We start from the raw sequence: 12,498 nt of genomic DNA on the forward strand, positions 1-12,498 counted from the left end.
GGGTATCGAAAGGAGGTGAAAAATTGATTACTGGTGCATCATCCGGAATTTCAGCGCAATTTCTCAATCCGGCTCAGTCATCTGCCACAAAAGCAGACGGTATAATTTTTGACAGTGTTTTATCCGGCTTGATCAAAGCCAAGGAACCAGCGACTATCATGCAAGAAGAGCCATCCGTCTCCGCGGAAACGGAGGATTCGCAAGAGAGCACTGATCAGGAGGCAACAGAACAGGGCTATTTGAATCTCTACCCCTACAGAATCCTTCAGGATGGGAAAGCTACGGTATCAGTCAGGAATGTTCCGACAGATGAAGAATCAGATCAGACTGGAACGTGGCTCGTCAGCGTGGCCGAGAAACAACAAGTGATAACAGAGAAACTTGGCTACGCTGCGCCCACAGAAACGCCTGTACTACCTGAAGAGATTGAAGCTAAATCGCACATGGAAAGCTTGCCTGTTTCTTCCGTACAGGAAAGCAGCCCGCCTGAGGAATCCTTGACAAACTATCCGGACGGATCAGCAACAGATGAAAAAGCAGATCAGACAGGAACGGGGCTTGTCAGCGTGGCAGAGAAACAGTCAGTGACAACGGATAAATTGAACTACGCTGTGTCCACAGCGAAAACGCCTGCACGACCTGAAGCGTTTGAATCTAGGGCTCACATTGAACAATTGCCTCTCTCGGACGCCGCTATCACCACCAGCGCAAGCGGATCGCAAGAGGATGAGCAGGTATCCATTACAGAACGCATAGGGATAAGCGAACACGGAGAAAAAAAGCACTATCCGACCACGGTTGATATGCGGAAACAACAAGTTGATTTTAATTCGGGAGAACCTGAAAACCTCTTCGAACAGGAAGCAGAGAACAACTTGATTTCTGATGAAGAACATAATCTAGACTTACCGGAAGCAGCGGGAAAAACACCAAATGTAAATGAAAACAAAGCACTGATGAATCAGGGACCAGTTATCCGTGAACTGGCCACAGAGACTGTGTTTGGGCATAAGCCGTCAAAAGTGACTGCATCTCATATCGAAGACATCCAAAAGACGATCGAAATGCAGATAGAAAAAACGCCCGTGTTGGGTACCACAGTCGTGAAAATACTTCTTACTCCCGATAATATCGGGGATATCCATGTGCAGCTGATCAAAACGAAAGACAGCATCACTGCTGTCCTGCATGTCCAGGATGCCGAAACGAAGGGGCTATTGGAGGATCAATTGCCACTATTGATGGAGCCGTTCAAACATAGCGTTTCTGAAAGTCCGCTAACACTTACGGTTGTTGCTGACCCGAGTTTGGCTTTTTCATTTTCAGAAGGAGCTGATCCAGGCCATCGAAAAATGGAACGGCAAGAATCCAGAAAAAGAACATCAAAAGAAAAGACAGAAACAAAAAAAAATCCAACAACGAAACAGTCATCAAGAGGGCTGAGCGTATTGGCATAAAGAGGAGGTGAACAGAAAGTGGATATCACATCAAATTTTACGATCGGATCGACGGAACAGCTGATCAGCAATAAAAGCCAAAGCAATTCTGATCTTTCCATGGACGATTTTTTACAGATCATGGCTGCAGCCATTAAAATGCCTGCCATGTCAGAAGAAGGCGGGGGAAGCAGTGGCGGCTCCACCGATTACATGGCTCAAATGATCCAATTCAGTACAATGGAACAGTTGAAGGATTTGACTGAATCATTGAACACGACCATGTTGATGACCCAACAACAACAGGCATTAGCAATGATCGGGAAAACCGTTACTGTGACTGGGGAAGCAAGCATCGTCACAGGAGTAGTGGATAAGGTGAAATTTTCAAATGGATTTGCAACGCTGATGATCGGCGGAAAGGACTACTATTTGAATGACGTACAGTCGATTGGAGAGTAACCGGATGGACATAAGAGCGAATACCGATATCAAGAGGGTTGAGCCACTCCGACAAAACAGTAAGAATCAACAAGTATCAAGAGAGTTCCAAACAATCATGCAAGAGGCGCTGAGCCAAAGCAAAGATGACAAAGAGTTGAAGATTTCCAACCATGCTCAAAAACGTCTGGATCAAAGAGGATTCTCATTGGAGGGTGAAGATATGAGTAATCTGAGCCAAGCGATGGATGAACTGGATGACAAAGGTTCAAAAAATTCTTTATTATTTTATAAAGATATGGCCTTGATCGCAAGCATCGACAACCGCACGATCATTACCGCATTGAATCAAAATGAGTTGGATACAGTGATGAACATCGACAGCACCAAGTTCATCAAAGATTAAAAAACGGCCGGACCGATAAGGAAGCCGTGCGATCCTTGAATGACAGATAGGATCAAGATGTTAACTACTAGGAGGAAATCAAATGTTAAAATCATTATACTCTGGCGTTACAGGCATGAAAAACTTACAAACAAAGATGGATGTAATCTCGAATAATATAGCTAACGTAAACACAACCGGATTCAAGAGCGGAAGGGTACGTTTTGAAGATATGATCAGCCAATCAATGGCGAGTGCCCAAGAAGGCGTAAATGCGAAGCAGGTTGGATTAGGCGTTCAAACAGGCGCCATCGACACCATCATGAACGGCGGATCTTTACAGGCGACAGGAAGAGAACTGGACTTCGGGATTGAAAATGGCGACAGCTCATTCTTTGTAGTGAGTGGGGATGGTGGCGTCAACAATTACTATACCCGCGATGGGGGATTCTATCTTGATGCCGAGAACAATTTGGTGACGAGTGCTGGTTACAGTGTGATGGGGGTCAACAATACTGAAGGTGATGGAACCGAGACGCTGGAAAACTTGAGTGTACCTGCCTATATCCAGGTCAATGCTGACGAAACGATTACGGCAATCGACAGTATCCCGGATGGAGCAACAAACGTGTTTGGTTTGAAGAGTCATTCAGTTGACAGTAAAGGTGTCATCACAGGTAATTACGGAAATGGCGAATCTTATGTGATCGGACAAGTGGCTATGGCTAAATTCGCTAATGCCTCCGGATTGGAAAAAGCAGGCGGCAATCTGTACGTTGAATCAGCAAACTCTGGAACTCCCAAACTAGGTTTTCCCGCAGACGATGGTTATGGCGTTATCAGATCAGGCTTTTTGGAAATGTCAAATGTCGATCTTGCGAATGAATTCACTGAAATGATCATCGCCAACAGAGCCTATCAAGCTAATTCCAGAAGCATAACGACCTCCGATTCGATGTTGGAAGAGTTATTGGCATTGAAACGCTAAACTTCAAAAAGAAATGAGGAAAGCCCATGATAGCTTTAACCAGTGTTTCAGGCGAGGCGTTTTTTCTAAATTGTGACCTGATTTACCGTATCGACGAAGCGTACGATACGATAATAACCTTGTCCGATGGTCAGCACATTCGTGTGAGTGAACCGGCAACCAAAATCGTAGAAAAAATTGTGGACTATAAAAGAAAGATTTATCTTGCTTTACCGGAGGTTGGAAAATGAAGAAAAATCCGATCCCACCATTGGCCCTTGTCATTGGAGTAGCTTTAATCATCTGGTCCATTAATCAGGGCGGAAGCATGGGTGGGTTTATTGATGTACCGTCTTTAATCATTACATTAGCCGGCTCGTTCTGTGCCTTGCTGATCAGCTTTCCGTTTGCTGCTATAAAAAACATTCCAACAATAATCAAAAAAGTGATCGGAGCTCCCAGTGAGAACAAAAATGATCTGATTGAAAAATTCACAGAACTCTCTCGTCTGTCCCGAAGCAAAGGGATTTTGACTTTGGAACAAGAAATCAGCAAGATAGATAATTTGATCTTACGAGAGGGACTTCAGATGGCAGTGGATGGTATGGATCCTGCCGACATAAAAAGCATCATGGAAATAAAAATCGATAATATGGAAGCCAGACATGGCGTCGGCCAAGCCATATTCCTGAAATGGGGAGAGTTGGCTCCTGCGTTCGGTATGATCGGCACCTTGATCGGGCTGATCAATATGTTAAGCCAATTAAATGATCCCAGCACAATCGGCAGCGGGATGGCTGTCGCTTTGATCACCACTTTCTACGGAAGTTTTTTTGCCAACCTGCTATTCATTCCGATTGCGACGAATCTGAAGATGCAGACCGAAGCGGAGCTGGAAGTTTGCGAAATGATCATCGAAGGCGTGCTGTCGATTCAAGCCGGGCAAAATCCTCGGACAATCGAACAGAAATTGAACGGCTACTTGGATAACAAACCTGTGAAAAATAAAAACAAAAATAGGAATACGAACGCTGCTGCTGTTCAAAGCGAGGTAAATTAACCTATGAGTAAACGGCGGAAACGAGGTGCCGAATCAGGTGGGGGCGCCCCGGAATGGATGACAACATTCTCGGATTTGATGACGCTTTTGCTGACCTTCTTCATTTTGTTGTACTCATTCTCCAGTGTCAGCAATGACAAGTTCACCCAAGCCGCAGATTCTTTGCAAAATTCTTTTGTGGGATCCGGGCAAAAAAGTATTTTGACTGGAGGACAATGGATACCTGAGAAAAATGATCATGCAGCAAGCGGAGATTCCGCATCCTTATCAGAAGCGGAAGAAGCTGCTGTTCAAGCGGTAAAAGCTGAAGCTGCTCGGGCAGAGTCCTTGGCTGCAGAAGGTCAAACAATGATAGCGGTGGACCCGGAAGTCGTCAAAATGTATCAGGAAGTCATCGATTTTGTCGAAAAAAATGGATTGTCCGAAGAAATCAGTTTGAGTATGGATGCTGATGGTGTCTACATGAACGTGAAGGCAGCGATCTTGTTCACGCCGGGCAGTGCGGTTATTACCGAAAGTGGCACGGCGGCTTTACAAAAAGTGGCAGAATTGATCGGGAATTTTGAAAATAAGATCATGATAGAAGGGCATACGGACAACGTTCCCCATCATGATCAAAAATTTGAGAGCAACTGGGAGTTATCTGCAGGCAGAGCTCTTGCTGTGCTCAGGCATTTGGCCGAGCAGCAAAATATTGACCCCGCACGTCTAGCCGCTGTCGGCTATGGAGAATACAATCCGCTTGTCCCTAATGACACGGCCGAACAGCGTGCTGAAAATCGAAGAGTCAATATTGTGTTGGTCTACGAACCGGAGGGAGCAGAATAATGGAAAAAGAAGCACAGTTGCCCAAGAAGCAGAGCGTTCCGAAGCTTGTTCTGATAGCTGTCATTTTGATGGTTTTAATGGTCGGCGGAGGAATGATCGGTTCTTTGATGACGAACGGGCTAGCAACGGAATGGATCGCTAACTTCAACAAAAAAGATGCGGAAACCATCCTTGTTCCGCAAGAGGAATTTCTGGTGAATTTAAAATCCAATGATGGCAGTCTCGATGATTTTTTGAAAATCGAAATGTCCGTAGAGACAACTGATGAGGACAATGGAGCCATTCTGACCGAAAAGGCGGCGATTGTGCGCGATGCGATCATCAGCGTTCTCAGGAGTAAATCTACAGCCAATATTTTGGATGAAGCAGATGGAGCCCTGGTCATCAAGCAAGAGATCATCGCCAAAATCAATCAAAGTTTGGGCTCGGAAATCGCGAGTGATTTATACATTACAAATATCGTCATGCAATAGCGAAGTGGAAGGTGTGCGTCAAGGAAATGGAAAATGAACTGTTATACATCGGGAAAAGTTTTATCGTGTTGATTTTTGTGATTTTTGCGATAAATTATCTGTTGAAATTATTGGATCGATTCGTCAACAAGAACGGCAAATACATCACCATGATAGAGCGTGTTCCAATGAACCGCACATCGTCGCTTTGTATCGTTAAAGTCTCGGAATCCTACTATTTGATGAGCTGTACAGATACAAAGAATGAGATTTTGAAGGAATTGAACATTGAAGACATCAAGGAAGAAAAGACTGTTTTGGACATCGCGCAGCATAAAAGATTCCGCCCGGCCAGCCCAGTGGTTTTGGATGAAGTCGATGAGGGTGGCAGAATTTCACGAAGAGGGATGAGAAAATAGGATGGTGAAAAAAGGGATTGTCACGAGCGGCGTTGGATTGTTATTTCTGACATTTCCTCAAAAAGTTCATGCGGCGGAAATCGTAGACACGGTTCAAAATGCTCTGGGCGGGACATCGGATGCTGTAAAAATGTATGTGTTGATAGGTCTTCTGAGTGTCATACCGGCATTTTTGATATTGACTACGTGTTTTACGCGGATCATCATTGTCTTTTCTTTTTTGAGAAGTTCGTTAGGCACACAGCAAAATCCTCCCAACACTGTCTTGATAGGCTTGGCGGCCTTCTTGACATTTTTTATCATGAGGCCAGCCTATACGGAAGTTTACCATGAGGCGGCGGTTCCGTTGATGGAGGATCAGATCGGCATCGAAGAGTTCTTTTATATAGCAGAGGACCCGATCCGGGACTTTATGCTTAAGCAGACGAGGGAGAAGGATCTTACCCTCTTTCTGGATCTGCAGGGGGATGACATGCCAACCAATACGGGAGATGTAAGTTTGCTCAGTCTCATTCCGGCCTTTGCGATCAGCGAATTGCGGACGGCCTTTACGATCGGGTTTTTGATCTTCATTCCCTTTCTGGTGATAGACATCGTGGTTGCAAGTATTTTGATGTCCATGGGGATGTTCATGTTGTCGCCGGTAATGATTTCGTTGCCGTTTAAGTTACTTCTGTTCGTCTTGGTGGATGGTTGGTATTTGGTCGTTGAGTCGCTGGTATTAGGTTTTCAATAGGGGTGCATGAATGTCGATAGAAAAAGTTTTAGATGTTTTGAGAGAAGGCTTCATGACCATTCTGATAGTTGCCGGACCGACGCTGGCCATCGCCTTGGTGGTAGGCTTGATCATCAGTATTATTCAAGCAGCAACACAGCTGCAGGAACAGACATTGAGTTTTGTTCCAAAAATATTGGCCGTAATCGGAGCCTTGGTTGTGTTCGGCAATTTTATGCTGAACGCATTGATCGCTTATACAGAAAAAATATTCGAGTTGATTGCTGGATTGTGATGGCTAAAGGATGCTGATTACATTACAGAAACTCATATTGATCTTTATGCGGATAGGTTCTTTCGTTTTTATAAGTAAGGGATTTTCATTCAAAGGTGTACCAACTGTTGTGAAGATTGCCATTTCTTTGGGCTTGAGTTTGCCGGTTTACATCATGATACCCGCCATGGAGTCCGAGCTGGGTTTGGTGCAACTGGCGCTTTTCGCGCTGAAGGAATCCCTGGTCGGGCTGGCGCTAGGCTATATCACAAACCTCTTCTTTTATGCGGTTGAGATAGCCGGGAATTTTGCCGATTTCCAGGTCGGGTTTTCGATGTCGGCCGTCTTTGATCCTGCTTTAGGGTTCCAGGCTTCTTATTTCGGGAAAATATATTATTGGATGGCGCTGTCCATCTTCTTTTTTACGGATATGCACCATCATGTCTTGAGGGCATTGGTATCCGGATTCGCGGTTTTCCCCATCGAAGCGTTTTCCGTAGGGGATTTTGGAGTGAAAGGGATTGTCACTCTGTTCTCGATGATGTTTGAGATAGCGTTGAATCTCTCGGCCCCTATCGTTATTGTGGCTTTGTTGACGGAAGTCGTTTTGGGAGTTCTCTCTCGGACTGTGCCTCAGATAAATGTGTTGATGCTTAGTATGCCTTTAAAGATTCTGGTCAGTATGTCACTTATGCTGGTTCTGTTGCCTAATTTGATGGACAGTATGACAGAGATGCTGCCGTTGATGGTGAAATACATGACTGAATTTATCCAGTCACTAAGCTGATGAAGAGGTGATCATGTGAGTGAGAAAGATGGAAAGACTGAAAAACCCACCCCAAAAAAGCTGAAGGATGCCCGAAAACGTGGAGAGATAGCCAAGAGCCAAGAATTCAATTCCGCCTTTACTTATATCATGTTCATGATGTTCGCGATCGCGCTATCCACGCACGCCCTTCAATACGGGTATGTTTATCTGAAAAGTGAATTTGCGGTTGTTTATGATGTGGGTGGCCTTGAAAATAATCTCAATGATATCGGGATGAAGGCTATCTTATACATATTCATCTTAGCGGGACCTTTCTTAGGGATTGCTTTTATAGGGGCTTTGATTGCAAATATCATCCAAACAGGATTATTGTTCTCAACAGAAGCCCTAAAATTTAAAATGAGCCGACTGAACCCAGTGAGTGGTCTTAAAAATATGTTCAGTAAAAAGGCGCTATTCACTTTGATCAAAAATATTCTTAAGATGATCCTGATTGGTTACGTCTGTTACATATCGTTCGAAAAATCGGGTTACTACATCATCAACTCATCTGCAGTTGGAACCGAAAAACTCTATTTTTTGATTCTGGAACTTGTCAAAGATATCAGTACGAATCTTGCCATCTTGTTGTTTCTTTTAGGGATGGTGGATTTCATCTATCAAAAATATGACTATAAAAAGAATTTGAATATGACCAAACAAGAAATAAAAGATGAATACAAAGAATCAGAAGGCGATCCTTACATAAAATCATTAAGACGTCAAAAATATAAACAATTTAGTAAACAAATGCTGAAGGATGTGGAGTCTGCGACTGTCATCATCACAAACCCAACGCACTTGGCAATTGCCGTGCGTTATGATAAAAAACGCGACCAGGTGCCCGTAGTCGTCGCCAAGGGTGCAGACTATGTGGCAGAAAAAATCAGGGAAGCAGCTTCAAAAAATAATATTCCGATTATGGAAAACAAACCAGTGGCACGCGCCATGTACCGATCAGTTGAGATCGGCCAGCCGATACCATTGGACTTTTATGAAGCGATAGCTGAGATGATTGCGTTGATCTATCAGATCGATGAAAGCAACAAGAGGAAAATATAAGTGAGAGAAAGAGTGATGTAATGGCTGCACAACTAACCAAAAAAAATCGGAATGCTTCAGCGTTTATGGATGTAGGGATTGCGACGTTTGTAGTCCTCATTTTGGCAATGATCATTATTCCATTACCTGCACCACTTCTTGATTTACTGTTGATTGTGAATCTAGCCTTGTCCATGACGATCCTGTTGTTGACGTTATTCACTAAAAATGTCCTGGAATTTTCAACTTTTCCGACGCTCCTTTTACTGACGACCATGTTCAGGTTGGGGCTGAATATCTCTTCAACGCGGTTGGTTCTGACTGAGGGCGATGCTGGCAAGGTTATCGATACATTCGCGAATTTGGTTGCCGGAAATAATATCATAGTCGGTGCCGTCATTTTTATCATCATTTTCATCATCCAAATGATCGTCGTGACGAATGGTGCGGGTCGGGTATCGGAAGTATCCGCACGTTTCACGTTGGATGCGATGCCAGGGAAGCAAATGTCGATCGATTCGGACTTGAATTCCGGTCTGATCAATGAACAGCAAGCAAAGCAACGACGCAACGATTTAGAGCGGGAAACACAATTTTTTGGGGCAATGGATGGTGCAAGTAAGTTTGTAAAGGGCGATGCTACCGCCGGAATCATTATTACCTTCATCAACTTGATCGGTGGAACGCTTATTTATTCTCTGCAACAAGGCATGCCCATCATGGAAGCGTTGAATAAGTTCGGGAGATTGACAATCGGAGATGGTCTGGTCAGTCAGATCCCTTCCTTATTGATTTCAATCGGTTCAGGTATTTTGGTCACAAGGTCCGGAAACGCAAAAACATTCGGTACATCACTGATACCGGAATTGATGTCCAGTTCAAAGGTACTCTATCTGGTTTCCGCTATTTTACTCGTGTTCGCACTATTACCAGGGTTTCCAACATTCACCTTTTCAATGATGGCGATACTATTGGGCGGGTCGAGCTATCTTATCCAGCAAAATGAGACGAAAGCACAATTTGAAAAAATAACCGAAGAACAACGCATTCTGGCAGGAGAGCGGATGCTTCAAAACCAGTCAAATGAGGAAACGGTCACTGCCCATCAAGTGGATCCTATATCCATTGAAATCGGCTACGGTCTGATCGCAATAGCTGATGAAACAAAAGACGATAATCTGATGAACCAAATACATAGCATCCGAAAACAGTGTGCCACGGAAATTGGCATTCTATTGAAGCCAATTCGCATCAAAGATAATCTGCAACTGAGCATGAATCAATATGTAATCAAAATTAAAGGGAACGTCTACGCACAGGGTGAGTTGTATATGGATCGCTACTTAATCTTGTCGCCAGGAGATACAGAGTTTGCTTTTAACGGTATCGCAACAAAAGAGCCATCGTTCGGGCTGGATGCCATGTGGATAACTGGGGATGATCGGGAAATGGCAGATTTGCAAGGGTATACGGTGGTAGACCCACTTACTGTGTTCGTTACACACCTTAAAGAAACCATTTTTCAGCATAGTCAGGAACTGCTCGGCAGGCAAGAAGTGAAGCAACTATTGGAAACGCTGAAAGAAACGCATAACGTTGTCATCGATGAGTTGATACCGGATATCCTTAGATTGGGTGAAGTGCAAAAAGTGCTTCAGAACTTGCTGAAGGAAAATATACCGATCACCGACATGGTTACTGTATTGGAGACGTTGGCTGACTATGGCACCACGGTAAAAGACATTGAACTACTGACGGAATACGTCCGTCAAGCACTGAAGCAAACCATCGTGAAAAATTATTTGGATGAAAATGCAGTGCTGAATGTCGTTACGATCCATCCAAACACTGAGGAAATGCTCGGTAAAAATATCCAAAAATCTTCATCGGGATCGATTCCACTGATTCAAGGAAATAATGTCACAAAATTATTCGACAGCATAAAGAAAATCCATAACCATCTTGAAGCTGAGGGAAGACCGCATGTCCTGCTGGTGTCTCCAAAAATAAGACCCTCTTTAAAAAATCTGTTGACATTTAATTTTCCGGAAATAGCCGTATTATCTTTGAATGAAGTACCAAACGAAATCGCAATCGAATCAGTCGGTATGGTTGAGGATATTGCTATTTAATTTCACTCGAGGGTCAGTATACAAAATGAATTTTCAATCACCTGAAGATGGGAGCGGGATATGCAAAATATAGAGGACAGAGAAGCCACCATATTGAAGTACGTGCCTCTAGTCGAAAAAGTAGTCCGACACATTGGATTGAGTAATTCTGATTACGAGAAGAGCGATTTGGTGAACATCGGTGTCATCGGACTCATGGATGCCATCGATAAATACGATGAAGACAAGAAAGTCCCTTTTGAAAATTATGCATTTATTCGGATCAAAGGGACCATAATCGATGAGATTCGTCGTAATGGTCCGGTTTCCCGAACAGGGATGAATAAATTAAAGGATTACAGGCTGGCAGTGGAGTCGCTCCAGCACAGTTTAAAAAGAATTCCCACCGAAGAGGAAATATGCCAAGAACTTCAGATCACTTCCAAACAATTAGGCCAAGTATATGATACGGCGTCTTATCTAGCTACGCAGTCATTGGAAAAAATGATCTTTAATGATGAAGGCAGTGGCGTGGAATTGGGGGATATGCTCGTCGATACTCATGCCGTTTCCGTTGAGGAAGAATTGCTGAAGAACGAGCAGATGGGAGCATTGAAGGGCGCAATCGGTCGCTTGAAGGAACGCGAACAATTGATTCTGCAACTGTATTATGTGGAAAAACTGCCGCTCAAGGAAATTGCCTTCATACTGGAAGTTTCCGTCCCCAGAGTTTCTCAGATCCATGGGAAAATGATATTGAAATTGAAAGAAGAAATGAGGAGGGAAGAACTTGATTAGAAGTTTGGATACAGTTGGCCATCAGTTCAACTTATTGCAGAAAAAGCAAGAAAACCTGAGCACAAATATCGCCAACGTGAATACCAGCGGGTACAAATATCAAGAGCTTGTCCAAAGTACAACTGAAACTTTTCAATTTGGGAATAACTTAAACGGTCCGATGCTGAATCAGCAGAATCCGATTGATGGACTGAATTTCGGAAATCAGATAGATACAGCTTACCGCAATCTGAGCCAAGGTGGCATTAAGGGCACGAATTCAAGCAATGATTTTGCTCTGATGGGGGATGCTTTTTTTACAGTTCAGATGCCAAACGGTGGACAAGCTGTTACAAGAAACGGCAATTTTGCGGTTGATGCAACGGGCAATCTGACTACTCAGGAAGGCTACTTGGTGCTCGGCAGAAACCAAGCTGGACAAATAGCTACCATTCCAGCAGGCAGTGTGCCGTTTACTGTCGACCAGACAGGAAATGTCAACGCTACCGGCGTCCGTTTTTTGTTGACGGATAATGTGGAAGCAGAAAACCTTCAATCAATTGGGGATACGTTATTTTCTTATCAGGCAGGGATGACAACGGACGATGACACGCTTGTCCTTCAAAAATATTTGGAAACTTCCAATGTTGACATGACAGATCATATGGTCCAAATGATGCAGCTGACAAGAGAGTTTGAAGCGAATCAAAAAATACTGCATGCTTCAGATGAGACGTTAAGCAAAGCAGTCAATGAAATCGGAAAAGTGTAGGAAGAAGGAGAT

The 12,498-nt window shown here is 43.7% G+C and carries 16 protein-coding genes; all 16 read left to right on the forward strand.

Annotation, left to right across the window (positions count from 1 at the left end):
* Positions 1–23: 23 nt before the first annotated feature.
* The 16 genes from C7R56_RS06170 to C7R56_RS06245 all read left to right on the forward strand — a co-directional run bounded on the left by C7R56_RS06170 (position 24) and on the right by C7R56_RS06245 (position 12,486).
* A complete protein-coding gene (locus C7R56_RS06170) occupies positions 24–1,457 on the forward strand; it encodes a flagellar hook-length control protein FliK (protein WP_107995688.1) in 1,434 nt (477 codons plus the stop codon).
* 18 nt (positions 1,458–1,475) lie between these two features.
* The gene (locus C7R56_RS06175; RefSeq protein ID WP_107995689.1) at positions 1,476–1,898 is read left to right on the forward strand and encodes a flagellar hook capping FlgD N-terminal domain-containing protein; all 423 of its coding nucleotides are present in this window, start codon (positions 1,476–1,478) and stop codon (positions 1,896–1,898) included.
* 4 nt (positions 1,899–1,902) lie between these two features.
* The gene (locus tag C7R56_RS06180; RefSeq protein WP_107995690.1) at positions 1,903–2,283 is read left to right on the forward strand and encodes a flagellar biosynthesis protein; all 381 of its coding nucleotides are present in this window, start codon (positions 1,903–1,905) and stop codon (positions 2,281–2,283) included.
* An 82-nt stretch (positions 2,284–2,365) separates the two neighbouring features.
* Positions 2,366–3,250, forward strand: a complete 885-nt coding sequence (locus C7R56_RS06185; protein ID WP_107995691.1) for a flagellar hook-basal body complex protein — start codon at positions 2,366–2,368, stop codon at positions 3,248–3,250.
* 26 nt (positions 3,251–3,276) lie between these two features.
* Positions 3,277–3,480 (forward strand): flagellar FlbD family protein, encoded by a 204-nt coding sequence (locus C7R56_RS06190; protein ID WP_086628576.1) that lies wholly within the window; start codon positions 3,277–3,279, stop codon positions 3,478–3,480.
* Complete coding sequence (locus tag C7R56_RS06195) at positions 3,477–4,289, forward strand: motility protein A (RefSeq protein ID WP_107995692.1); 813 nt, start codon at positions 3,477–3,479, stop codon at positions 4,287–4,289. The genes C7R56_RS06190 and C7R56_RS06195 overlap by 4 nt, the downstream gene beginning before the upstream one ends.
* Positions 4,290–4,292: 3 nt before the next feature.
* Complete coding sequence (locus tag C7R56_RS06200; RefSeq protein WP_086628578.1) at positions 4,293–5,117, forward strand: OmpA family protein; 825 nt, start codon at positions 4,293–4,295, stop codon at positions 5,115–5,117.
* On the forward strand, positions 5,117–5,590 hold the full coding sequence (locus C7R56_RS06205; RefSeq protein ID WP_107995693.1) for a flagellar basal body-associated FliL family protein: 474 nt from the start codon (positions 5,117–5,119) through the stop codon (positions 5,588–5,590). The genes C7R56_RS06200 and C7R56_RS06205 overlap by 1 nt, the downstream gene beginning before the upstream one ends.
* A gap of 26 nt (positions 5,591–5,616) precedes the next feature.
* Positions 5,617–5,988 (forward strand): flagellar biosynthetic protein FliO, encoded by a 372-nt coding sequence (locus C7R56_RS06210; protein ID WP_107995694.1) that lies wholly within the window; start codon positions 5,617–5,619, stop codon positions 5,986–5,988.
* A 1-nt stretch (position 5,989) separates the two neighbouring features.
* Positions 5,990–6,724, forward strand: coding sequence for a flagellar type III secretion system pore protein FliP (fliP, locus tag C7R56_RS06215; protein WP_086628581.1), 735 nt, complete (start codon positions 5,990–5,992; stop codon positions 6,722–6,724).
* A 10-nt stretch (positions 6,725–6,734) separates the two neighbouring features.
* Positions 6,735–6,998, forward strand: coding sequence for a flagellar biosynthesis protein FliQ (gene fliQ / locus C7R56_RS06220; RefSeq protein WP_086628582.1), 264 nt, complete (start codon positions 6,735–6,737; stop codon positions 6,996–6,998).
* A 10-nt stretch (positions 6,999–7,008) separates the two neighbouring features.
* Positions 7,009–7,764, forward strand: a complete 756-nt coding sequence (gene fliR / locus C7R56_RS06225) for a flagellar biosynthetic protein FliR (protein ID WP_107995695.1) — start codon at positions 7,009–7,011, stop codon at positions 7,762–7,764.
* 15 nt (positions 7,765–7,779) lie between these two features.
* Positions 7,780–8,847 (forward strand): flagellar biosynthesis protein FlhB, encoded by a 1,068-nt coding sequence (gene flhB / locus C7R56_RS06230; protein ID WP_107995696.1) that lies wholly within the window; start codon positions 7,780–7,782, stop codon positions 8,845–8,847.
* A 20-nt stretch (positions 8,848–8,867) separates the two neighbouring features.
* Positions 8,868–10,958, forward strand: coding sequence for a flagellar biosynthesis protein FlhA (gene flhA / locus C7R56_RS06235; protein ID WP_107995697.1), 2,091 nt, complete (start codon positions 8,868–8,870; stop codon positions 10,956–10,958).
* Between the two features lie 60 nt (positions 10,959–11,018).
* Positions 11,019–11,735 (forward strand): sigma-70 family RNA polymerase sigma factor, encoded by a 717-nt coding sequence (locus C7R56_RS06240; RefSeq protein ID WP_107995698.1) that lies wholly within the window; start codon positions 11,019–11,021, stop codon positions 11,733–11,735.
* On the forward strand, positions 11,728–12,486 hold the full coding sequence (locus C7R56_RS06245) for a flagellar hook-basal body protein (protein ID WP_107995699.1): 759 nt from the start codon (positions 11,728–11,730) through the stop codon (positions 12,484–12,486). Before C7R56_RS06240 ends, C7R56_RS06245 begins: the two co-directional genes overlap by 8 nt.
* The last annotated feature ends 12 nt before the right edge of the window (positions 12,487–12,498 follow it).

Source organism: Trichococcus paludicola (assembly GCF_003052295.1).
GTDB lineage: Bacteria > Bacillota > Bacilli > Lactobacillales > Aerococcaceae > Trichococcus > Trichococcus paludicola.

Excerpts from the sequence above, each read along its gene's own strand:
- C7R56_RS06195 (WP_107995692.1), top strand. The coding sequence starts at position 3,477 with ATGAAGAAAAATCCGATCCCACCATTGGCCCTTGTCATTGGAGTAGCT.
- fliR (WP_107995695.1), top strand. The coding sequence starts at position 7,009 with ATGCTGATTACATTACAGAAACTCATATTGATCTTTATGCGGATAGGT.
- C7R56_RS06190 (WP_086628576.1), top strand. The coding sequence starts at position 3,277 with ATGATAGCTTTAACCAGTGTTTCAGGCGAGGCGTTTTTTCTAAATTGT.
- C7R56_RS06180 (WP_107995690.1), top strand. The coding sequence starts at position 1,903 with ATGGACATAAGAGCGAATACCGATATCAAGAGGGTTGAGCCACTCCGA.
- fliP (WP_086628581.1), top strand. The coding sequence starts at position 5,990 with ATGGTGAAAAAAGGGATTGTCACGAGCGGCGTTGGATTGTTATTTCTG.
- C7R56_RS06210 (WP_107995694.1), top strand. The coding sequence starts at position 5,617 with ATGGAAAATGAACTGTTATACATCGGGAAAAGTTTTATCGTGTTGATT.
- fliQ (WP_086628582.1), top strand. The coding sequence starts at position 6,735 with ATGTCGATAGAAAAAGTTTTAGATGTTTTGAGAGAAGGCTTCATGACC.
- flhA (WP_107995697.1), top strand. The coding sequence starts at position 8,868 with ATGGCTGCACAACTAACCAAAAAAAATCGGAATGCTTCAGCGTTTATG.
- C7R56_RS06240 (WP_107995698.1), top strand. The coding sequence starts at position 11,019 with ATGCAAAATATAGAGGACAGAGAAGCCACCATATTGAAGTACGTGCCT.
- C7R56_RS06205 (WP_107995693.1), top strand. The coding sequence starts at position 5,117 with ATGGAAAAAGAAGCACAGTTGCCCAAGAAGCAGAGCGTTCCGAAGCTT.
- C7R56_RS06200 (WP_086628578.1), top strand. The coding sequence starts at position 4,293 with ATGAGTAAACGGCGGAAACGAGGTGCCGAATCAGGTGGGGGCGCCCCG.
- C7R56_RS06185 (WP_107995691.1), top strand. The coding sequence starts at position 2,366 with ATGTTAAAATCATTATACTCTGGCGTTACAGGCATGAAAAACTTACAA.